This is a genomic window from Acidovorax sp. WCS2018Noco2-16, from assembly GCF_031843945.1.
In the GTDB taxonomy this organism is placed as follows: Bacteria; Pseudomonadota; Gammaproteobacteria; order Burkholderiales; family Burkholderiaceae_C; genus Paracidovorax.
The window spans coordinates 85,339-106,292 of sequence record NZ_JAVTJJ010000012.1 but is presented as its reverse complement, the minus strand read 5'-3'; the positions used below and the strand labels follow the sequence as shown (position 1 = coordinate 106,292).

Sequence of the window (20,954 nt, the reverse complement as noted above, 5' to 3'; positions counted from 1 at the left end):
GGGTTTTCCCGCAATCACCTTGCGGGTATCGAACGTCAGATCGCCAGAAAGTGCGTGCGGTAGTGGGCCATTTCGTCGATCGACTCATGCACGTCGGCCAGCGCGGTATGTCGCTGCGCCTTCTTGAACGACGAGTACGCCTCAGGCTTCCAGCGCTTGGCCAGCTCTTTGAGCGTGCTGACGTCCACGTTGCGATAGTGGAAGAAGGCCTCCAGCTTGGGCATGTAGCGCACCAGAAAGCGCCGATCCTGCCCGATGCTGTTGCCGCACATGGGCGCCGTGCCCTTGGGAACATGGCGCGCTAGAAATTCGATGACCTGCCGCTCGGCCTCGGCCTCGGTGATAGTCGAGGCGCGCACCTTGTCGATCAGACCACTGCGGCCGTGGGTGCCCTTGTTCCAAGCGTCCATGCCACCCAACAGCGTATCGGACTGGTGAATGGCAAAAACAGGCCCCTCGATGCGCGGCTCCAGGTTCGGGCCGGTGACGACCACTGCGATCTCCAGCAGGCGGTCGGTTTCCGGGTTCAGGCCGGTCATTTCACAATCGAGCCAGATCAGGTTCTGGTCGGACTTGGACAATACGGGCACCGCAGGCGGGGGAGTTACATCGATCTCGGACATGGTGCGAATTGTCGCCGATGGGTGCACCTCGCCTGGCCAGGCCCGCCATTCCTGCGCAGCCTGCAGTGCAATCCACAGGCCCTACACTCCATCGCACATGCCCTCCTCCACGCCCGCCCTTTCATTCCAGCCCCCGTTCCTGTCGCCGTCCGTGCTGCTGACACTGGTGTTCGCCGCCTTGCTGCTCGCGGGACTGGCGCTGCGCTTTTGGCTGGCGTCGCGCCAGATACGCCACGTGGCGCAGCACCGTGGCGCCGTGCCGGCCGCTTTCGCAGGGCGCATTCCGCTGGCGGCCCACCAGAAGGCGGCCGACTACACCATCGCCAAGGCCCGTTTTGGCCTGCTGGAAATGGCGCTGGCCGCCGCTGTGCTGCTGGGCTGGACGCTGCTGGGCGGCCTGGACCTGCTGAACCGCGCGCTGCTGTCCTGGCTGGGCGGCGGCATGGTGCAGCAACTAGCGCTGCTGGGCGCTTTCGCGCTCATCAGCGGCCTGATCGATCTGCCCGCCACGCTGTACCAGACCTTCGTGATCGAGCAGCGCTTCGGCTTCAACAAGATGACGCCGCGCCTGTGGGTGGCGGACTTGGCCAAGTCCACCGTGATGGGCGCCGCCATCGGCCTGCCCATCGCAGCGCTCATTCTGTGGCTGATGGGTGCGGCAGGCCCGCTGTGGTGGCTGTGGGCGTGGGGCGCCTGGATGGGTTTCAACCTGCTGCTGATGGTGATCTACCCGCTCTTCATCGCGCCATTCTTCAATAAGTTCAAACCGCTGGAAGACGAGTCGCTGAAGGCGCGCGTGAAGGCGCTGATGCAGCGCTGTGGCTTTGCAGCCAAGGGCCTGTTCGTGATGGACGGCAGCCGCCGCAGCGCGCACGCCAATGCGTATTTCACCGGCTTCGGCGCGGCCAAGCGCGTGGTGTTCTACGACACGCTGCTGCGCCAGCTGAACCCGGGCGAGGTCGAGGCCGTGCTGGCGCACGAGCTCGGCCATTTCAAGCACCGCCACATCATCAAACGCATCGTGAGCCTATTCGCGCTGAGCCTGGCCGGTTTCGCGCTGCTGGGCTGGCTGAGCACCCAAGGCTGGTTCTACACCGGCCTGGGCGTGGCGCCCAATCTGATGCTCGATGGCGTCGCCGGCTCGGCGCCCAACGATGCGCTGGCGCTGCTGCTCTTTTTGCTGGCCGTGCCGGTGTTCACGGTGTTCATTTCGCCGGTGTTCGCGCAACTCTCGCGCCGCCATGAATTTGAAGCCGACGCCTACGCCATGGCCCAGGCCAGCGGGCACGACCTGGCCACCGCCCTGCTCAAGCTGTACGAAGACAACGCCTCCACGCTGACGCCTGACCCGGTGTACGTGAAGTTCTACTATTCGCATCCGCCCGCCATCGAGCGGCTGGCGCGCATGCCCATCGCCAACGCATCGCCCACATGACGACTTCCATGCTCCCGAAAAAAGACTGGTCCCAACAAGCACGCCGCGCGCTGACCGCGACCGAAGTCGTCGCCCGCCTGGCCGACCTGCAAGGCTGGACGCTGAGCGGCGACGGTGACGCGGTGGCCATCGAAAAGACCTACCACTTCGCCAATTACTACGAGACGATCTCGTTCGTGAACGCGGTGGCTTTCATCGCCAACGCGCAAGATCACCACCCCGACCTGTCGGTGCACTACAACCGCTGCGTGGTGCGGCTGAACACGCACGACGTGCATGGCATCTCGGCCACCGACATCGACTGCGCAACGCGCTTCGACGCGCTGCTGGCCGCATGACACGCACCGCCGCAACATCGCCGCCACACCATGGCTGAGCGCAGCGCCCTGTACGAAGGCCTGGTGGTTGCCAGCCACGGCCGCCACTGCCTGGTCGAATCGCCCGACGGCGCTCGGCGCATCTGCCACCCGCGCGGCAAGAAAAGCCAGTCGGTGGTGGGCGACCGCGTGCTCTGGCAAATGCCGGCGCCGGGGCAAGGCGATGAGGGCACCATCGAGCGCGTGCACGAGCGGCGCAACCTCTTCTACCGCCAGGACGAGATCCGCACCAAGTCGTTCGCGGCCAATCTGGATCAGGTGCTGATCCTCATCGCCGCCGAGCCTGTCTTTTCCGAAAGCCAGCTGGCGCGCGCGTTGATCGCGGCAGAGGCTGCACGTATCCACCCGATCATCGCGCTGAACAAGAGCGACCTGGTCGAGCCGTTCGCCCGCGCGTGGGGCCGCCTCTTGCCGTATCGGCACATGGGCAGCAAAGGCACCGGCGAAGGCACTGAGAACGGGGCCGATCAAGCCGCCCACCATTACGGCGTGCTGCCGCTATCGCTCACGCTGTCCGCAGAGGTCGACCGGCAGGCGCTGCTGGAGCATCTGCGCGGCAAGACAACCCTGGTGCTGGGCCCGTCGGGCTCGGGCAAAAGCACGCTGATCAACCTGCTGGTGCCCGGCGCCACGGTGCTCACCGGCGAGATCTCGCAGGCGCTCAACTCCGGCAAGCACACCACGACCAGCACCAGCCTGTACTGGGTCGACAAGGACGAGCGCACCACGGCGCTGATCGACTCACCCGGGTTCCAGGAATTCGGCCTCAACCACATCGGCCCAGCGGACCTGCCCCGCTACATGCCCGACATCGGCCAGCACGCAGAGCACTGCAAGTTCTACAACTGCACGCATCTGCACGAGCCCGGCTGCGTGGTGATGGACCATGTGGATGGCTTGCAGGGCAAATCGCGCACCGGCCCAGGCGCCATCAGCGCCAGCCGCTACCAGATCTATTCCAATCTGTTTGCCGAGCTGAGCGAGACGCGGCGCTGGTGACCGGCGGCTTCATCGGCCGACCCGCCAGATTCAAGCATCAAATCAGGCTCTCGCGCTTATCCACCAAGCGCAAGCAGCTATGATTATTATAGCAATATGGCTATAACCTAGCCAAGCAGGCGCGCCAGGGTCAGAAGTGCCAGCAGCAGCATCCAGACCACCACCGACCGCCAGACCAAGCCCACCACGCTGCGCAGGTGGCCAATCTCTGGGGCCCGGCCGGGGGTGCTGTCGCTATCGGCATCGGCCTCTGCGGCGTCGGCTGCCGCGAAGTCGACCACTGCGACCTGCGGGTCGATGCGCGCGCGCAGTGCCTCGCCGCCCAGGCGCACGTTGATCGCACCGGCGGTGGCGGCCAGCACCACGCCATCGTTGTCGTTGGGAAAACGCTGCGCGTGAAACCGCCAGCCTTCGATGGCCTCTTCAAAGCTGCCCACGGCCGCAAAGCTCAGCGCCGTCATGCGGGCCGGCAGCCAATCGATGACCATCCAGGCCCGTGCGGCTGCACCTTGCAACGCCGGGCTGGGTGGATGGGCGCTCACAACGATTGAGCGCTCGCCCCAGTGGCGCGACACGAATTCCGCCAGCCGATAGAGCACGGCGCCCGCAGGCCCCAGGCCCAGCGCGGCCAGTACCGAGAACCAGCCGAGCACGCCGAACACATGGCGGTGGGCCGCGATGACGGAGTATTCGATGACGTGGCGCACGATCTCGCTGCGCGGCAGATCCCGCGCATCCACCTGCTGCCAGGCGGCCAGTTGCGTGCGCGCGCGGCTCTCGTCGCCCTCTTCCAGCGCATCGCGAATACCGGTGAAATGGTGGCTGAACTGCCGAAAGCCCAGCGTGACGTACAGCACCGCCACGTTCCAGAGCATGGCCACCGGCCAGCCCACCCATCGCATCAGCGCCCAATGCACAGCCAGCGCCACCAGCGTGGGCACCAGCACCGCCAGGCCCCAGGCCACCCAGCCATGGCGCACGCCGCCAGCGTCGAAGTTGCGACGCACCGACAGCGCCCAGGCGCGCACGCCGGCGTGGATGGTGTTGGTTCGGGCCAGCGGGCGGGCCTGCTCGATGAGCAGCGCGAACAAGATGGCGAAGAAACTCATGGGGAGCAATGATAGCGAGGCAGGGGGCCAGGGCAGCACCCCGCAGCGCATGCGTCTCGCCCGGGCAGCCGCGCACTACGCGATCAGAAACCGATAGAAGTTGCGCAGCATGCCGGCGGTTGCGCCCCAGATGTAGCGCTCTTTGGCGCCGTCGGTGTAAGGCATGGCGAACCATTCGCGCTGCGCGCCCTCCCATTCGAGCCGGTGGCGCTGGTGATGCGCCGGGTCGAGCAGGAAGTCGAGCGGCACCTCGAAGACGTCGGCCACCTCGTACGGGTTGGGCTTCAGCACGCAGTCGGGCTGCACCAGCGCCACGACAGGCGTGATGATGAAGGCGCTGCCGGTCACATAGGTCGGCAGCGCGCCCAGCACTTCTACAAAGCGGGCTTCCAGCCCCACCTCTTCCCACGCCTCGCGCAACGCGGTGGCAGCAGCGTCTGCATCTTCCGGGTCGGCCCGCCCACCCGGAAACGCCACTTGGCCCGAATGCTGGGACAGGTGCACGGTGCGTTCGGTCAACAACACCGTGGGACGATCGCGCAGCACGATGGGCACGAGCACGGCGGCGTGCGAGGGTGCCCGGTCGGTGAATGGCCGCTCCAGCACCACTTCAGGCGTCCACACGGGCGACTGGGCGAAACGCTGGCGCAGCGCGGCAGGCGTCTGCGCTGCCAGCGGCACGGCGGGCAGGTGCGCGTCGGTGCCGACAACCGGCACGGTGCGCGGATCGAACGTTGGCAGCCGGGCCGCCGGCGGAATGACGGACGACACGGACACGACGGGCGGCAGCGGAGTGGAAGGCGGCAAGGTCACGTGTTGAGCATCCAACAAAAAGCCGCTACGGCTTGCGCGGTAGCGGCTGAAGGCCAATCACTGGCGAAGGGCCTTGCAGCCCCAGGGCCGATCAGGCGGCCGTTGCCGGCGCTGCTGCTGCTGCAGCAGCCGCTTGCTTGTTGACGCGCGAAGGCAGCTTTTCCTTGATACGAGCCGACTTGCCACTACGGTCACGCAGGTAGTACAGCTTGGCACGGCGCACGTCGCCACGGCGCTTGACTTCAATACCGGCGATCAGCGGGCTGTAGGTCTGGAACGTACGTTCCACGCCTTCACCGCTGGAGATCTTGCGCACGGTGAAGCCGCTGTTGAGGCCACGGTTGCGCTTGGCGATCACGACGCCTTCGTAAGCCTGCACCCGCTTGCGGGTACCTTCGACCACGTTCACGCTCACGATGACGGTGTCACCGGGGGCGAATACGGGAATGGTCTTGTTCAAGCGGGCAATTTCTTCCTGCTCGAGAGTCTGGATCAGATTCATGTTGATTCACCTGCGATCATGTCCGCGCCAGGATTGGCAGGGGCGCCACGATTGGCGCCTAAAGGCTGCAGGAACGTTGCGGTTGCGCAGCGGCCGGCCAGAGGATCGAAAGAGCCCGCGATTATAGCAAGCCAACCTGCTGCGCGACAACTGCTTCATCGGCGTGGCTCAGCAGGCCTTGTTGGCGTGCGTTGTCGATGAGGTCGGGGCGGTGGCGCGCGGTGAGCGCCAGGCGCTGATCGCGGCGCCAACGCTCGATCTGCGCATGGTGGCCCGACATCAAAGGCGTGGGCACTGAGCGACCGGCCCACTCTTCGGGGCGGGTGTAGTGCGGGCAGTCGAGCAGGCCGTCGAGCGCGGGGTTGAAGCTGTCCAGTTGGTGACTTCCCTCGTCGCCCAGCACGCCGGGCTGCAGGCGCGCGACCGCGTCGATCAGCGCCATCGCGGGAATCTCGCCACCAGACAGCACGAAGTCGCCCAGACTGAGCTGCACATCGACATGCGCATCGATGAAGCGCTGATCGATCCCCTCATAGCGCCCGCACAACAAGATGGCGCCAGGCCCGGCGGCCCAGTCAGCCACGCCCGCATGATTCAAAGCGCGGCCGATGGGCGAGAACAGCACCAACGGCACCGCCGCAGCAGCCGAGCCATCGGCCGAAGCGGCTGCGTGCTCAGCGCGAATGGCGACCAGGCAGCGCGCCAAAGGCTCGGCCATCATCACCATGCCCGGGCCGCCGCCGAAGGAGCGGTCGTCGATGCGCCGGTAATTGCCCTCGGCGTAGTCGCGCGGATTCCACAGCCGCACGTCGACCTGGCCGCTGGCGTAGGCACGCCGCGTCACGCCGCTCACCAGGAAGGGCGCGAACAGTTCGGGAAACAGGGTGATGATGTCAAAACGCATGGACTGTGCACGCCGGCGGCCATGCCGCCGGCAGAGCCATCTCAGTAATCGGGTTGCCAGTCGACGGTGATGCGCCGCTCGGGCAACTCCACCTTGTCGATGAAGGCCGACACGAACGGGATCATGCGCTCCAGCGTCTTGCCTTCATGTTCGTAGGCCAGCACCAGGGTGGTCTGCGGGCCGGTGGCCAGCAACTCGCGCACGGCGCCCAGCGCCACGCCTTCGCGATTGACCACGTCCAGGCCGATCAAATCGACCCAGTAGAACTCGTCCTCGGCCGCCACAGGAAAGCCCGAGCGCGGCACGAAGATGCGCGCACCACGCAGGGCCTCGGCCGCATCGCGATCGGCCACGCCGTCCGCCATGGCCACCACCGAGTCGGAATGCTCACGCGCCTGGCGCACGGCCAACACCACCGTGCTGGTGAAGAAACTCTTGGCGCCCTTTTCGGCAGGCTGCAAATACCAGCGCTTGGCCGACAGAAGCGCCTCGGGCGAAGCGCTGTAGGGCATGACCTTGAACCAACCCTTCACGCCCCACGCATCGGCAATGCGCCCGACCTCGACCGCGTCGGCGGGCAGTTCTGCAGCTTCAAGAACGGGCAACTGGGGCATGGCTAGACCACTGAAATTAGATGAATGACGGAGCACAAAGAAAAAGGGCGGGACCCGTCAGCAGAACCAACGGAGCCCGCCCCTTTTACAGGAGTGCAGATCGATCAGGCAGCTTGCTTGGAAGCAGCTTGCTTGATCAGGCGATCCACGGTAGGGGATGCCTGGGCACCCACGCTCTTCCAATACGTCAGGCGGTCCTGAGCGATGCGCAGGCCTTCTTCGCTTTCCTTGGCCGTGGGATTGTAGAAACCCAGGCGTTCGATGAAGCGGCCGTCGCGTCGCACGCGCTTGTCGGCAACGACGATGTTGAAAAACGGACGGCCTTTGGAGCCTCCGCGGGAGAGCCGAATCACGACCATAATGAATCCTTCGGGTGGTCGCAGCGTAACGCTGCTGAAATTTTGCTGCGTTTGAGACACGCGACATGGCCACCCGGCCAGCGACACGCTGCAAAGTCCGCGATTATATCCAGTTCCTGCCCATGCCTCTTATCCGATTGAGCCGCGACGAAGACATCGTTGCCATTACAGCCATTTATGCCCACCACGTGCTGCACGGCACGGGCACTTTCGAGACCACTCCGCCCACCGAAGCCGACATGAGCGCGCGGCGCGCCGACGTGCTGGCGCGCGGCCTGCCCTATCTGGTGGCCGAGCAGGGCGGCCAGGTGCTCGGCTTCGCGTACTGCAACTGGTTCAAGCCACGCCCGGCCTATCGCTTTTCGGCGGAAGACTCGATCTACGTGGCCGATGCCGCACGCGGCATGGGGCTGGGCCGCAAGCTGCTGGCGGCGTTGTGCGATGCGGCCGAAAGCGCCGGCGTGCGCAAGCTGCTGGCAGTGATCGGCGATTCGGCCAATGGGGGCTCGGTGGGCGTGCACCGTTCTGCGGGCTTTACCGACATCGGCGTGATGCGCTCGGTGGGCTGGAAGTTCGGCGCCTGGCGCGACGTGGTCTTGATGGAAAAGACCCTGGGCGAAGGCGACACCACGCCGCCCGAACCTGTCGATGCAGCAGCCGGCGCCGCAGCCGCATGAAGAACAAATCCGTCGCCGCCTGGCTGGCCTTTGTGGGCGGGCCGCTGGGGCTACACCGTTTTTACCTGCACGGCCTGGGCGATTGGCTGGGTTGGCTGCTGCCCGTTCCCACTGCGCTGGGGGTCTATGGCATTCAGCGGGTGCAGGCGATGGGGCAGGACGATCACATCAGCTGGATGCTCATTCCGCTGCTGGGCTTCACGATCGCGGGCTGCGCGCTGCGCGGCATTCTGTACGGCCTGATGACGCCGGAAAAGTGGAACGCCCGCTTCAATCCGTCCGCGGAGCCAGATGCCGCACCGGGCCGCACGAACTGGTTCACCATCTTCGCCATCGCGCTGTCACTGCTGGTGGGCACGGCGGTGCTGATGGCCAGCCTGGCCTTCAGCTTTCAGCGGTATTTCGAATACCAGATCGAGGAAGCGCGCAAAATTTCACAATAGTGCGCCGCCCGCCCTCAATCATGGTGTTTTAGGCCTCTAGCGCTTATCCATCAAGCGCTGATAGCTATTAAAACAATAGCAAACGACCATCCTGACACCTGCCAGGGCGATCACTTAGAAGATGTGCAGGCTGACCCAGTAGGCGATGGCCGCGACGAATGCGCTGGCCGGAATGGTCAGCACCCAGGCCCAGACGATGTTGCCCGCCACGCCCCAGCGCACGGCACTTGCGCGCTGCGTGGAGCCCACGCCGACAATGGCGCCGGTGATGGTGTGGGTGGTGGACACCGGAATGCCCATTGCCGTTGCGACGAACAGCGTCATCGCGCCGCCGGTTTCCGCGCAGAAGCCGCCCACGGGCTTGAGCTTGGTGATCTTCTGGCCCATGGTCTTGACGATGCGCCAGCCACCGAACATCGTGCCCAAGCCGATGGCCGCATAGCAGGCAATGATGGTCCAGGTCGGCGGAGCTGCATCGCCAGCTGACGCGTAGCCGGTGGCAATCAGCAACAGCCAGATGATGCCGATAGTCTTTTGCGCATCGTTGCCGCCGTGGCCCAGGCTGTACGCCCCGGCCGACACCAGCTGCAGGCGGCGAAACCACTTGTCCACCCGGCCCGGCCGCGCGCGGCGAAAGATCCACGCCACGGCCACCATCATCAGTGAGCCGAGCAAAAAGCCCAGCAGCGGCGACACGAAGATGAATGCCACCGTCTTCATGATGCCGCTGGATATCAGCGCGCTGGCGCCGGCCTTGGCGATCACCGCGCCCACGATGCCGCCAATGAGCGCATGCGACGAGCTGCTGGGAATGCCGTAATACCAGGTGATCAGGTTCCAGCTGATGGCGCCCACAAGCGCACCGAAGATCACGTGCGTGTCGACCACGCCCGGCTGCACGATGCCCTTGCCGATGGTGGCCGCCACGCTGAGGTGGAAAACGAAGATGGCGATGAAGTTGAAGAAAGCGGCGAATACCACGGCCTGCCCGGGCTTGAGCACGCCGGTGGACACGACGGTGGCGATGGAGTTGGCCGCGTCGTGGAACCCGTTCATGAAGTCGAACAGAATGGCCAGCGCGACGAGCAGCATCACGACCCAGAGGGCGGTTTGTACGGTTTCCATGGTGACTTGAAAGCGGAGCCGCTGCGCCTTAAGAGTTCTCGAGGATGATGCCCTCGATGTGGTTGGCGACGTCTTCGCACTTGTCGGTGATGGTTTCCAGCAGCTCGTAGATGGCCTTGAGCTTGATCACCTCGCGCACATCGGGCTCTTCGCGAAAGAGCTTGCTCATGGCGGCTCGCATCACGCGGTCGGCATCGGATTCAAGTTTGTCGATCTCTTCGCAGGTCTTGAGGGCCGCTTCGGCCACGGCGGGATCGGCGATCTTGTCGAGCAGCTTGACGGCGTCACGCACGCGCTCGCAGCATTTCAGGCTGATGTCGGTCAGGCGCGTGATCTCTTCGGTCATGTGCCGCACGTCGTACAGCGCCATGGTTTCCGCCGAATCCTGAATCAGGTCTGCCACGTCGTCCATCGTGTTGATCAGCGAGTGGATCTGCTCGCGGTCAATGGGCGTGATGAAGGTCTTGTGCAGCGTGCGGTTGACCTCGTGCGTCACACGGTCGGCCGCGCGTTCGGCGTTGTCCACATCCTGGTTGTACTTGTCGCGCAGGTGCGGGTCGTTGTAGTTGGCAACCAGTTGGGAGAAGGCGCGCGCCGCCTCCACGATGCGATCCGCATGCTGATTGAACATCTCGAAAAAATTGCCCTCGCGGGGCAACAGCTTTCCAAACAACATGCGGACTCCTGAGCAGATCGGGGGGCTTGAAAGCCACCGAAAACATGACGCCGCCGTGACACTTTCGTGACGATACCGGCGAAAGGCGGCAGTGTACCTGCCGCACCCGCTGTCATCCCGGGACTACAGCCCGGCGCCGCTGGTGCCCACACCCCACACACGGAGGGGAGCGCTAAATTGGGGCGTGCGCGCTCATCCACATCGATGGGACGCAATCGCGGCCTGCCCCTCTCGCCATTTTCTCCACCAGGATCTCCACCATGAAAGCCTCGCTTCGCCTCATACCGTGCCTCGTCGCCATCGCCTGCGTCGCAGGCACCGCGCACGCCCAGATGCGCACCACCAGTGCGGGTACGCCCACCCAGCGCTCGTATCTTCCCGGTACGACGGAAGGCTACGTCGGCCTGAACGTCGGCCAGTCGAAATACGACCTGCGCAGCGGCACTGGCGGCTTCGGCTTCGACGACAACGACACGAGTTTCAAGATCTACACGGGTGGGTACTTCCACCCCAACCTGGGCGTTGAAATCGGCTACCTGAACATGGGTTCGGCCGACCGGATCGGGGGCCGGACCAAGGCCCAGGGCGTGAACCTGAGCCTGATCGGCCGCGCACCGCTGAGCGAGCAGTTCGACGTGTTCGGCAAGGTTGGCACGACCTACGGCCGCACGCGCACCAACGGCTTTCAAGGCTTTGACGTGGCCACGGGCAAAGACGATGGGTTTGGCCTGTCATACGGCCTGGGCGTGCGATGGAACTTCACGCCGCAGTGGTCCGCCGTGCTGGAATGGGAGCGCCACCGCTTCCACTTCGCCGACGGCCGCAACGATGTGGACCTGACGTCGGTGGGTGTGCAATACCGCTTCTGACGTTGAGGGGCAGGCGGGGCGGCATGACAACCGCCTCTGCCTGCCGCATTTGGTATCTATCTTCCAACGCCAGGCATCAGGCGCTGCGAAAGATGAAATACACCGCACCGACCAGGCACAGCCCGGCCCACAAATAGTCGAGTTTGAGCGGCTCATTCATGTAGAACACCGCGAACGGCACGAACACCGTGAGCGTGATCACTTCCTGCATGATCTTGAGCTGACCCACGCTGAACATGGTGTGGCCGATGCGGTTGGCCGGTACCTGCAGCGCATATTCGAACAGCGCGATGCCCCAGCTGACCGCTGCGGCGATGTACCAGGGCGAGGTCGCCAGATTCTTCAGGTGGCCGTACCACGCGAAGGTCATGAAAACGTTGCTGGCGACCAGCAACAGGATGGTCTGCAACGGAATCGGCAGGGACTGCAGGGCGGTCATGAGGGGACGGGCGGATGCGCCGCGAGTTGAAGCGAAATCGCACTCTAGCGCTTTTGCACCGGGCGCATGGCGCTCATAAAAACATAGCGCAATCCGCCTACAGTGGCGCCAGCCACTTCAGGCACAAAAACGACAAAGGCACCCCGAAAGGTGCCTTTGCTGCCATGCCCGGCCGCGATGGGGCCGAGTTCGATTGCCGGACCTTTACTCGCCCAGGTAAGCGGCACGTACGCGCGGATCGCTCAGCAGGTCCTGGCCAGCGCCAGTCATGCCGATCAGGCCCGACTCCATCACGTAACCCCGGTCGGCAATCGCCAACGCGCGGCTGGCGTTCTGCTCGACCAGCAAGATGGTCACGCCCAGCGCATACACATCGCGCACCACCTCGAAAATCTTGTCGACCATGATGGGCGACAGACCCATGGAGGGCTCGTCCAGCAGCAGCACCTTGGGCTGGCTCATCAGCGCGCGGCCCATGGCCAGCATCTGCTGTTCGCCGCCGGACATGGTGCCGGCCAGTTGGTCCTTGCGTTCGCGCAGGCGCGGGAAGATGTTGAACATCTTCTCGACGTCCGCGGCGATGCCGGCCTTGTCGTTGCGAATGTAGGCGCCCATCAGCAGGTTTTCGGTGATGGTCATGCGCGCAAACACGCCTCGGCCTTCCGGCACCATGACCAACCCCTTCTTGACCAGATCCCAGGCGCCCTGGCCCTTGATGCTCTGGCCCAGGTATTCGATGTCGCCATCGGCAAAAGGCAGCGTGCCGGTAATCGCCTTCATGGTGGTGGTCTTGCCGGCACCGTTGGAGCCGATCAGCGAGACCAGCTCGCCTTCGCGCACCTCAAAGTCCACACCCTTGACGGCCTGGATGCCGCCATAAGCAACCTTCAGCCCCTTGATGGCCAGCAATACGTTGTTCGATTTCGCCACCATGCTCAATGTCCTCCGGTGCCCAGATAGGCCTCGATCACTTTTTCGTTCTTCTGCACATCGGCCGGGTGGCCTTCGGCAATCTGCTTGCCATAGTCGAGCACGGTCACACGGTCGCACAGGCCCATCACCAGCTTCACGTCGTGTTCGATCAGCAAGATGGTGCGGTTGTCGCGGCGGATGCGGTCGATCAGCTCGCGCAGCTGTACCTTCTCGGTGGCGTTCATGCCGGCGGCGGGTTCATCCAGCGCGATGAGCTGAGGGTCGGTGGCCAGGGCGCGTGCGATTTCCAGGCGACGCTGATCGCCGTAGCTCAGCGTGCGCGCCTTGTAGTCGGCGAACTTGCCGATGCCGACATAGTCCAGCAGCTCTTGCGAACGGGCGCGGATTTCCAGCTCTTCCTGCTTGAACTTTTTGGTACGAAAGACCGCGCCCAGCAGGCCCGACTGGGTGCGAATGTGGCGGCCGACCATCACGTTCTCCAGCGCCGTCATGTCGGCAAAGAGCCGAATGTTCTGGAACGTGCGGGCAATGCCCGCCTTGGCCACTTCATGCACCGCCGTGGGTTCATAGGGCTTGCCAGCCAGCGCGAAGCTGCCGCTGTCAGGCGTGTACAGCCCGGTAATCACGTTGAAGAAGGTGGTCTTGCCGGCGCCGTTCGGGCCGATCAGGCCGTAGACCTGACCGCGCTGGATGGTGATGCCTACGTCGGACAGGGCTTGCAGCCCGCCGAAGCGCTTGGAAATGCCGGCGACCTTCAGCACCACATCGTTGGAATTTTCTGCCATTGCTAACTTTCCGTGGTGTTCTCAGATCTTCTGCGTCAGGCTCTTGCCATGTTCAGGCGCGGGCCAGAGGCCACGGGGGCGCAGCAGCATGATGATGATCATGGCCAGTGCGATGAGCAGCTGGCGCAGGATGGCCGAGTCGAGCCGCCCGTCCGTCATGGACTGTAGCGGGCCCGCCACGTAGCGCAGCACTTCGGGCAGGGCCGACAGCAGCACAGCACCCAGGATCACGCCCGGGATGTGGCCGATACCGCCCAGCACCACCATGGCGACGATCATGACCGACTCCATCAGGCTGAACGATTCGGGCGAGACAAAGCCTTGGAACGCGCCGAACATGCTACCCGCCACGCCGCCGAACGAAGCGCCCATGCCGAAGGCCAGCAGCTTCATGTTGCGGGTGTTGATGCCCATGGCCTTGGCGGCGATTTCGTCTTCACGAATGGCCATCCAGGCACGCCCGATGCGCGAGTCTTGCAGGCGATAGCAGATGACCACGCTGACGACGACCAGCAACAGGAACAGGTAGTAGTACAGCGTGACGGAATTGATGTCGAAGCCGAACAGCTCCAGGCGCTTGCCCAGGTCCAGGCCGAAGATCTTGACCGAATCGATCTGGCCGATGCCCTTGGGGCCGTTGGTCAGGTTGACGGGGTGGTCCAGGTTGTTCAGGAAGATGCGGATGATTTCGCCAAAGCCCAGCGTGACGATGGCCAGGTAGTCACCGCGCAGCTTGAGAGTCGGCGCACCCAGCACCGCCCCGAATATCGCGGCGACCAGCGCCGCGAGCGGTATGACGATCCAGAGCGAAGTGTGCAGCCCGTTCGGGAACATCGCGGCAAAGCCGGCGAAGGTGTCGGACAGATGCGGCGATGCCATCAAGGCGAAGAGGTACGCCCCCACGGCATAGAAAGCCACGTAACCCAGGTCGAGCAGGCCGGCATAGCCGACGACGATGTTCAGGCCAAGAGCCAGCAGCACGTAGAGCAGGGCCAGGTCGGCGATACGCACCCAGGCGTTGCCGAACGATTGCAGGATCAGCGGCAGGATCAGCAGCGCGAGGGCGCCAAGAATCCATTGGACTTTGGTGTTCTTCATGGTGGAAGTCCTTTAGGCGCGGTCTGCCACACGCTCGCCCAGCAGGCCCGATGGGCGCAGGGTGAGGATGATGATCAGCACGATGAACGCGAAGATGTCGGTGTAATGGCTGCCCAGCAGGCCGCCCGTCAGGGTGCCGATGTATCCCGAGCCGATGGCTTCGATCAGCCCCAGCAGGATGCCGCCCACCACGGCGCCGGCCAGGTTGCCGATGCCGCCAAACACAGCCGCCGTGAAGGCCTTCAGACCCGGCAAAAAGCCCATGGTGTGCTGGGCCGTACCGTAGTTGGACGCATACATGATGCCGGCGATGGCCGCCAGCACCGCGCCGATGATGAAGGTGGCAGAAATCACCATGTCGGGCTTGACGCCCATCAGCGAGGCAACGCGCGGATTCTCTGCGGTGGCACGCATCGCGCGGCCCAGCTTGGTGTAGTTCACCAGGTACATCAGCGAGGCCAGGGCCACCACCGTCACGCCCAGGATCAGGATCTGCGTGGAGGTGATCACCGCGCCGCCGACGTTGAACGGTGCGGCAGGCAGCAGCGTGGGATACGGCTTGTAGTTGGGCTTCCAGATGATCATCGCCAGCGTTTGCAGCAAGATGGACATGCCGATGGCGGTGATGAGCGGGGCCAGCCGGGGGCTGCTACGCAGCGGCCTGTAGGCCACCTTTTCGATCACGAAGTTGAGTGCGGCCGCCACAATGCAGGCAATGATCGTGGCGAGCAGCAGGATGACCCAGCCAGGCGCGCCGGGCATGGCCCCTTGCATGAGGCCGATACAACTCCAACTCGTGAGAGCGCCGATCATGAGCACCTCGCCGTGGGCGAAATTGATCAGCTGAATGATGCCGTACACCATCGTATAGCCCAGGGCTATCAATGCGTACATGCTGCCGAGTACCAGACCATTGATGATCTGTTGCAGCAAGATATCCATAAGAAAAGGTCCTTCGTTTGTGACGCACCCAACATGCAGGCACCGACTTTGGTGCAGCCTTGTGGGCCAACTGCCATCTAGCAAAAAACCCGCCAGGACAAATGCTGTGCGGGTTTAGGTGGCGGGATTGTAGCCAGTTGCTTCCCGCGCTCGGCGCCGCGCCGGCCGGGGTTTTCCCTTGAAAACGCGAGCCATCAGCGGCGCGATTGAGTCATTAGCAATTCTGATGACACACCCAGCAGCCGAGGCCGGACTTATGCATGGGCAGCGCTGCAACCGGATTCAGTCGCTGCCGCCCTCGGGTGGGGCCATTGCGTCGTTACGGGCGCGCAATTCGTCCATCTTTTGCGCGATCTTGATCTCCAGACCGCGCGCCACAGGCTGATAGAAATTGGGAGGCTCCATCCCATCGGGCAAGTAGGTCTCCCCCGCTGCAAAGCCGCCTTCCTCGTCGTGCGCGTATCGGTAGCCCTTCCCGTAATCGAGCTGTTTCATCAGCTTGGTCGGAGCATTGCGCAAATGCATGGGCACAGGCTGGGTGCCCTCTTTCTTGATGTGGGCGCGAACCGCGTTGTAGGCCTTGTAGACGGCGTTGGACTTGGGCGCCACCGCCAGGTAGATCACGCATTCGGCCAGCGCCAGCTCGCCCTCGGGCGTGCCCAGACGCTCGTACACCTCGGCCGCGTCCAGCGCAAGGCGCAGGGCGCGCGGGTCGGCCAGGCCGATATCTTCGCTGGCCATACGCACCAGGCGCCGCGCCATGTAGCGTGGGTCGGCGCCGCCGTCGAGCATGCGCACGAACCAGTAGAGCGCGGCGTCCGGGTCAGAGCCGCGCACCGACTTGTGCAGTGCGCTGATGGTGTCGTAGAACTGCTCGCCGCCCTTGTCGTAGCGGCGCATGCGCTCGCCCAGCACCTTGAGCACCCAGTCGTCGGCAATGGCCTCCATGCCCTCTTGCGCGGCGGCCATGGCCAAGGTTTCCAGCGTGTTGAGCAGGCGCCGGGCGTCGCCGTCGGCATAAGCCACCAAACGGTCTATTGCTACATCTTCGATAGCTGGAAGCGCTTTATCCGCTTGCGCTAGAGCCACAATTTGCTTCAAATCGTCAACAGACAAGGGCTGCAGCACATAGACCGCCGCCCGCGACAGCAGCGCTGAGTTCACTTCGAACGACGGGTTCTCGGTGGTGGCGCCGATGAAAGTAAACAGCCCCGATTCGACGTGCGGCAAGAAGGCGTCCTGCTGGCTTTTGTTGAAGCGGTGCACCTCGTCCACGAAGACGATGGTGCGCTGCTGCATCAGCCCGTCGCGGGCGGATTCGGCCCGCTCTACCGCCTCGCGGATGTCCTTCACACCACCCAGCACCGCGCTGATGCTGATGAACTGCGCGTCGAACGCATCGGCCATCAGCCGAGCGATGGTGGTCTTGCCCACGCCCGGTGGCCCCCAGAGGATGCAGCTGTGCGGCCGACCTGATTCGAATGCCAGGCGCAGCGGCATGCCCGGCCCCAGCACATGCTGCTGGCCGATGACCTCGCCCAGCGTGTGCGGGCGCAAGCGTTCGGCCAAGGGCTGATGGGCAGGCGCTGCGGAGGAAGCGGAGGTTCTGGCGTTCATGTTGCGAGGAAGGAATCGATCGGTCGGGCGTGGTACCGCGGCATCACCGCACGCGGGCGACAGAGCGGCGCAGCGCTGACCCGCTATGCTGCCAGCCCTTTACTGCCCAGGAGGCTCCATGCTGTCCACTGCCGCCACCATCGTTGTTGCGCTGATCGGCCTGCTCCACATCTATATCTTGGTATTGGAGGTATTCCTGTGGGACAAGCCCGCCGGTCTGCGCGCCTTCGGCATGAGCCAGGAAAAGGCCACCGCCACCAAGGTACTGGGTGCGAACCAGGGGATCTACAACGGTTTTCTGGCGGCCGGGCTGCTGTGGGGCTTGTGGCTGGGCGACGACTTCGGCCGGCAGGTACAGGTCTTCTTCCTGCTGTGCGTTCTGGTGGCCGGCGTTTTTGGCGCCCTGACGGCCAGCCGCAAGATTTTGTTCATTCAAGCGGTGCCGGCCACCGTCGCGCTGCTGCTGGTGGCCATGGCGAAGTAGCGCCAGCGCTTTTACTGCTTGACCACATCGGCGCCCGCCGGCGCCTTGAACTGGAAGGTGGATGCGGGCAGCGCTGCGTTGGCCTGCATGGACGCGAACCGGATCTGCGAGCGCTGGCCAAAGCTGTCGAGAATGTCCAGCGCGGCCAGGTTGTCACCCTGAAAACCCACACGCACGCTCTTCAACTGCCCATCGGCTGCCTTGGGCGTGGCGACCACCCACTGCAGGTTGTCCTGCTCAGGCGCGGCCTCCAGCGCGAAGTCTTTCTGCAGGGCCTTCAAGTCGGGGGCAGAGGCTAGCAACGCGGCAGGCGTGGAGCCCAGAGCCTGGTCCTGCGCACGCTGGGTGACCTGGTTCAGATCCGCGTCATACAGCCACAGCGTCTTGCCGTCGGCCACGATGGTCTGCTCGAACGGCTTCTTGTAAGCGAACTTGAACCGCCCGGGGCGCTGAAATTCAAAGGTGCCCGTGGACGTCTTCACGCGCGGAGCCTGCCCGTCCTTGGGCGGTGAGGTGACTGTCTGCGTGAAGTCGGCCCGGCCGGACTGCGCGCCACGCATGAACGATTCAAGGCTTTTCAGGCCGTCAGCGCTTGCAGACTGGGCGCCAGCAGCTATTAAAAACATAGCAATCCACTGTTTCACGGAATCTCCTCGAACGAACGGCGTATAGCTTCAAGTGGGGCGCCGGGCGGGCCATTCAAGTCGCCAGGCGGGTGGCGGGCCCGGTGCGCCTTGCAAAAGGCTAGGCCAGCCGGATTGCCACCGCCCTACTCGCCGCCCCGGTGCGGCACCAGCACCTCGCGCTGACCGCTGGTCGTCAGCGCGCTCACCAGGCCGGCTTTTTCCATGTCTTCCAGCAGGCGCGCGGATCGGTTGTAGCCAATGCGCAGCTTGCGCTGCACATACGAGATGCTGGCCTTGCGGTCCTTCAGCACCACCTCCACCGCCTGGTCGTACATGGGGTCTTTTTCGCCGCCAGCATCGCCGTCGCCCAGCGGCCCGTCTTCGCCATCGACCGTGCCGCCTTCCAGCACGCCCTCGATGTAGTCGGGCTCGCCTTGGCTCTTGAGGTAGTTCACCACGCGGTGCACTTCTTCATCGGACACGAAAGCGCCGTGCACGCGAATCGGCAGGCCCGTGCCGCTGGCCATGTAGAGCATGTCGCCCATGCCGAGCAACGCTTCGGCGCCCATCTGGTCCAGGATGGTGCGGCTGTCGATCTTGGAGCCCACCGAGAACGCAATGCGGGTGGGAATGTTGGCCTTGATCAGGCCGGTGATCACATCCACGCTGGGGCGCTGGGTCGCCAAAATAAGGTGGATGCCGGCCGCGCGCGCCTTCTGCGCCAGGCGGGCGATCAGCTCTTCGATCTTCTTGCCCACCACCATCATCAGGTCGGCCAGCTCGTCGATGATGACCACGATGTGCGGCAGGCGCTGCAGCGGCTCGGGCTCTTCGGGCGTCAGGCTGAACGGGTTGTAGATGAACTCTTCGCGCGCCTTGGCCTCGTCGATCTTGACGTTGTAGCCTGCCAGGTTACGCACGCCCAGCTTGGACATCAGCTTGTAGCGGCGCTCCATCTCGGCCACGCACCAGTTCAGGCCGTGCGCCGCCTGCTTCATGTCGGTGACCACGGGCGCCAGCAGGTGCGGAATGCCTTCGTAGACCGACATTTCCAGCATCTTGGGGTCGATCATCAACAGGCGCACGTCGCGCGCCTCGGCCTTGTAGAGCAGCGACAGGATCATCGCGTTGATCCCCACCGACTTGCCCGAGCCCGTGGTACCGGCCACCAGCACATGCGGCATCTTGCCCAGGTCGGCCACCACCGGGTTGCCCACGATGTCTTTCCCCAAGCCCATGGTGAGCATGCTCTTGGCCTCGTGGTAGACCTGCGAGCCCAGAATCTCTGACAGGCGAATCGACTGGCGCTTGGCGTTAGGCAACTCCAGCGCCATGAAATTCTTGCCCGGAATCGTCTCAACCACGCGGATGGACACCAGCGACAGCGAGCGTGCCAAGTCCTTGGCCAGGCCCACGATCTGCGAGCCCTTCACGCCCGTGGCAGGCTCGATCTCATAGCGCGTGATCACCGGGCCGGGCATGGCGGCCACCACGCGCACCTCCACGCCGAAGTCCTTGAGCTTTTTCTCGATGAGACGGCTGGTCATCTCCAGCGTCTCGGGCGCCACGGTTTCCTGGCGCTGCAGCGGGCCGTCCAACAAGTCCACCAGTGGCAGCTTGCTGTCGGGCATTTCGGTGAACAACGGCTTCTGGCGCTCTTTCACCACCCGGGTGCTTTGCTGCACATCGTTGAACACGGGCTCGATGATCTGAACCGGCTGCGGGTGGTGTTCTTCGATGTCGTGGCGCCCTTCCTGGAGCACCTCTTCGCGCTCGCGTGCCGCCCGCTTGCCCACGGCCACGTCTCGCGCCTTCTCGCGCTTGGCGCGCCCCAACTGCACCATGGCGTCGATGCGCCCACCCAGGCGCTCTGCCAAGTGCCCCCAAGAAAAGCGGAACACCAGCGCCGCGCCCAGCACCACCAGCATCACGCCTAGCAGGCCAGACCCGGTAAAGCCCAGCCACTTCACGCCCATCGGCCCGATCGCGTGACCCAGTACGCCGCCGGCCTTGCCGGGCAACAGGCCTTCAAAGCGATACAGACGCGACCACTCCAGCCCGGTGCTCGCGCACAGCAAGATCGCCAGGCCGCCCCAGAACAGCAGGCGCCGCACCCAAGGGCCGCGCGCACCGTCACCGCCCGACTCGCCCCCACCCATCCACCGGGCCAGCGATGACAGCCAGGCGCGCACACCTGCCGCCACGCACCACCATACGGAAAAGCCGAGCGCGAAGTAACTGCAGTCCGCCAGCCACGCGCCGAAGCGGCCCGCCCAGTTGCCCATGACACGGCCGTCATTCGCCCCGGAGGTGGACCAGGCCGCGTCCTGCCCCGAATAGCTGGCCAGCGCAAGCAGCCAGAAAACCAGGGCCAGCAGGCCCAGCACCAGGCCAATTTCATGGCCAAAGCGCGCCGCTCCGGTACGGGGAGCGGACTTTGCAGACGAAGCGTTGAGGGTATTGAGGGAATAGGTCATAGAGAATGCGCGGCCGAGCTTACCCCAT

At 64.3% G+C, this 20,954-nt stretch carries 24 protein-coding genes; 7 read left to right on the top strand and 17 right to left on the bottom strand.

Annotated elements, in window-relative coordinates:
• Nucleotides 1–35: 35 nt before the first annotated feature.
• Nucleotides 36–623, bottom strand: a complete 588-nt coding sequence (orn, locus tag RQI28_RS18225; RefSeq protein ID WP_311223736.1) for an oligoribonuclease — start codon at nucleotides 621–623, stop codon at nucleotides 36–38.
• 97 nt (nucleotides 624–720) lie between these two features.
• Between orn and RQI28_RS18220 the strand changes: the two genes are divergently transcribed.
• From RQI28_RS18220 to rsgA, 3 genes are read left to right on the top strand one after another with little or no spacing between them, the layout of a single operon-like run.
• Nucleotides 721–2,058 (top strand): M48 family metallopeptidase, encoded by a 1,338-nt coding sequence (locus tag RQI28_RS18220; protein WP_311223737.1) that lies wholly within the window; start codon nucleotides 721–723, stop codon nucleotides 2,056–2,058.
• Nucleotides 2,055–2,396 carry a 4a-hydroxytetrahydrobiopterin dehydratase gene (locus tag RQI28_RS18215; protein ID WP_311223738.1) on the top strand — a complete coding sequence of 114 codons (342 nt, stop codon included), beginning with the start codon at nucleotides 2,055–2,057 and terminating at the stop codon, nucleotides 2,394–2,396. The genes RQI28_RS18220 and RQI28_RS18215 overlap by 4 nt, the downstream gene beginning before the upstream one ends.
• Before the next feature lie 30 nt (nucleotides 2,397–2,426).
• The gene (gene rsgA / locus RQI28_RS18210) at nucleotides 2,427–3,434 is read left to right on the top strand and encodes a ribosome small subunit-dependent GTPase A (RefSeq protein ID WP_311223739.1); all 1,008 of its coding nucleotides are present in this window, start codon (nucleotides 2,427–2,429) and stop codon (nucleotides 3,432–3,434) included.
• Between the two features lie 107 nt (nucleotides 3,435–3,541).
• Here rsgA and RQI28_RS18205 read toward each other — a convergent pair whose 3' ends face one another.
• The 6 genes from RQI28_RS18205 to rpsP form a co-directional block, all read right to left on the bottom strand.
• The gene (locus RQI28_RS18205) at nucleotides 3,542–4,543 is read right to left on the bottom strand and encodes a CobD/CbiB family protein (protein ID WP_311223740.1); all 1,002 of its coding nucleotides are present in this window, start codon (nucleotides 4,541–4,543) and stop codon (nucleotides 3,542–3,544) included.
• A gap of 75 nt (nucleotides 4,544–4,618) precedes the next feature.
• Nucleotides 4,619–5,314: a CoA pyrophosphatase gene (locus RQI28_RS18200; RefSeq protein ID WP_404976935.1), complete on the bottom strand. Its 696-nt coding sequence runs from the start codon at nucleotides 5,312–5,314 to the stop codon at nucleotides 4,619–4,621.
• A gap of 133 nt (nucleotides 5,315–5,447) precedes the next feature.
• Nucleotides 5,448–5,858, bottom strand: coding sequence for a 50S ribosomal protein L19 (gene rplS, locus RQI28_RS18195; RefSeq protein WP_311223741.1), 411 nt, complete (start codon nucleotides 5,856–5,858; stop codon nucleotides 5,448–5,450).
• A gap of 121 nt (nucleotides 5,859–5,979) precedes the next feature.
• Complete coding sequence (gene trmD, locus RQI28_RS18190) at nucleotides 5,980–6,762, bottom strand: tRNA (guanosine(37)-N1)-methyltransferase TrmD (RefSeq protein WP_311223742.1); 783 nt, start codon at nucleotides 6,760–6,762, stop codon at nucleotides 5,980–5,982.
• Nucleotides 6,763–6,803: 41 nt separating this feature from the next.
• Nucleotides 6,804–7,376 (bottom strand): ribosome maturation factor RimM, encoded by a 573-nt coding sequence (gene rimM / locus RQI28_RS18185; RefSeq protein WP_311223743.1) that lies wholly within the window; start codon nucleotides 7,374–7,376, stop codon nucleotides 6,804–6,806.
• Nucleotides 7,377–7,480: 104 nt separating this feature from the next.
• The gene (gene rpsP / locus RQI28_RS18180; protein WP_311223744.1) at nucleotides 7,481–7,735 is read right to left on the bottom strand and encodes a 30S ribosomal protein S16; all 255 of its coding nucleotides are present in this window, start codon (nucleotides 7,733–7,735) and stop codon (nucleotides 7,481–7,483) included.
• A gap of 122 nt (nucleotides 7,736–7,857) precedes the next feature.
• On the opposite strand from rpsP, the gene RQI28_RS18175 reads away from it, so the two are divergent.
• Nucleotides 7,858–8,412: an N-acetyltransferase family protein gene (locus RQI28_RS18175; protein ID WP_311223745.1), complete on the top strand. Its 555-nt coding sequence runs from the start codon at nucleotides 7,858–7,860 to the stop codon at nucleotides 8,410–8,412.
• On the top strand, nucleotides 8,409–8,855 hold the full coding sequence (locus tag RQI28_RS18170) for an NINE protein (protein WP_311223746.1): 447 nt from the start codon (nucleotides 8,409–8,411) through the stop codon (nucleotides 8,853–8,855). Before RQI28_RS18175 ends, RQI28_RS18170 begins: the two co-directional genes overlap by 4 nt.
• Before the next feature lie 114 nt (nucleotides 8,856–8,969).
• Here RQI28_RS18170 and RQI28_RS18165 read toward each other — a convergent pair whose 3' ends face one another.
• On the bottom strand, nucleotides 8,970–9,980 hold the full coding sequence (locus tag RQI28_RS18165; RefSeq protein ID WP_311223747.1) for an inorganic phosphate transporter: 1,011 nt from the start codon (nucleotides 9,978–9,980) through the stop codon (nucleotides 8,970–8,972).
• Nucleotides 9,981–10,008: 28 nt separating this feature from the next.
• Nucleotides 10,009–10,656 carry a DUF47 domain-containing protein gene (locus RQI28_RS18160; RefSeq protein ID WP_311223748.1) on the bottom strand — a complete coding sequence of 216 codons (648 nt, stop codon included), beginning with the start codon at nucleotides 10,654–10,656 and terminating at the stop codon, nucleotides 10,009–10,011.
• A gap of 260 nt (nucleotides 10,657–10,916) precedes the next feature.
• On the opposite strand from RQI28_RS18160, the gene RQI28_RS18155 reads away from it, so the two are divergent.
• Nucleotides 10,917–11,525: an outer membrane beta-barrel protein gene (locus RQI28_RS18155; protein ID WP_311223749.1), complete on the top strand. Its 609-nt coding sequence runs from the start codon at nucleotides 10,917–10,919 to the stop codon at nucleotides 11,523–11,525.
• Between the two features lie 76 nt (nucleotides 11,526–11,601).
• Here RQI28_RS18155 and RQI28_RS18150 read toward each other — a convergent pair whose 3' ends face one another.
• The 6 genes from RQI28_RS18150 to RQI28_RS18125 form a co-directional block, all read right to left on the bottom strand.
• Nucleotides 11,602–11,964 carry a DMT family protein gene (locus RQI28_RS18150; protein WP_311223750.1) on the bottom strand — a complete coding sequence of 121 codons (363 nt, stop codon included), beginning with the start codon at nucleotides 11,962–11,964 and terminating at the stop codon, nucleotides 11,602–11,604.
• Between the two features lie 204 nt (nucleotides 11,965–12,168).
• Entirely contained in the window at nucleotides 12,169–12,897 is a 729-nt protein-coding gene (locus RQI28_RS18145) for an ABC transporter ATP-binding protein (RefSeq protein WP_311223751.1), read from the bottom strand.
• 2 nt (nucleotides 12,898–12,899) lie between these two features.
• Nucleotides 12,900–13,682 carry an ABC transporter ATP-binding protein gene (locus RQI28_RS18140; RefSeq protein ID WP_311223752.1) on the bottom strand — a complete coding sequence of 261 codons (783 nt, stop codon included), beginning with the start codon at nucleotides 13,680–13,682 and terminating at the stop codon, nucleotides 12,900–12,902.
• Between the two features lie 21 nt (nucleotides 13,683–13,703).
• Nucleotides 13,704–14,780, bottom strand: a complete 1,077-nt coding sequence (locus RQI28_RS18135) for an ABC transporter permease subunit (protein ID WP_311223753.1) — start codon at nucleotides 14,778–14,780, stop codon at nucleotides 13,704–13,706.
• Nucleotides 14,781–14,792: 12 nt separating this feature from the next.
• The gene (locus RQI28_RS18130) at nucleotides 14,793–15,722 is read right to left on the bottom strand and encodes a branched-chain amino acid ABC transporter permease (RefSeq protein WP_311223754.1); all 930 of its coding nucleotides are present in this window, start codon (nucleotides 15,720–15,722) and stop codon (nucleotides 14,793–14,795) included.
• Between the two features lie 282 nt (nucleotides 15,723–16,004).
• Entirely contained in the window at nucleotides 16,005–17,339 is a 1,335-nt protein-coding gene (locus RQI28_RS18125; RefSeq protein ID WP_311223755.1) for a replication-associated recombination protein A, read from the bottom strand.
• A gap of 118 nt (nucleotides 17,340–17,457) precedes the next feature.
• Here RQI28_RS18125 and RQI28_RS18120 point away from each other — a divergent pair, with 118 nt between their 5' ends.
• Nucleotides 17,458–17,823 (top strand): DUF1304 domain-containing protein, encoded by a 366-nt coding sequence (locus tag RQI28_RS18120; RefSeq protein WP_404976934.1) that lies wholly within the window; start codon nucleotides 17,458–17,460, stop codon nucleotides 17,821–17,823.
• 11 nt (nucleotides 17,824–17,834) lie between these two features.
• Here the strand turns inward: RQI28_RS18120 and lolA are convergent, their stop codons facing one another.
• Nucleotides 17,835–18,449 (bottom strand): outer membrane lipoprotein chaperone LolA, encoded by a 615-nt coding sequence (gene lolA / locus RQI28_RS18115; protein WP_311223832.1) that lies wholly within the window; start codon nucleotides 18,447–18,449, stop codon nucleotides 17,835–17,837.
• A gap of 143 nt (nucleotides 18,450–18,592) precedes the next feature.
• Nucleotides 18,593–20,926, bottom strand: a complete 2,334-nt coding sequence (locus RQI28_RS18110; protein ID WP_311223756.1) for a DNA translocase FtsK 4TM domain-containing protein — start codon at nucleotides 20,924–20,926, stop codon at nucleotides 18,593–18,595.
• Between the last annotated feature and the right edge of the window lie 28 nt (nucleotides 20,927–20,954).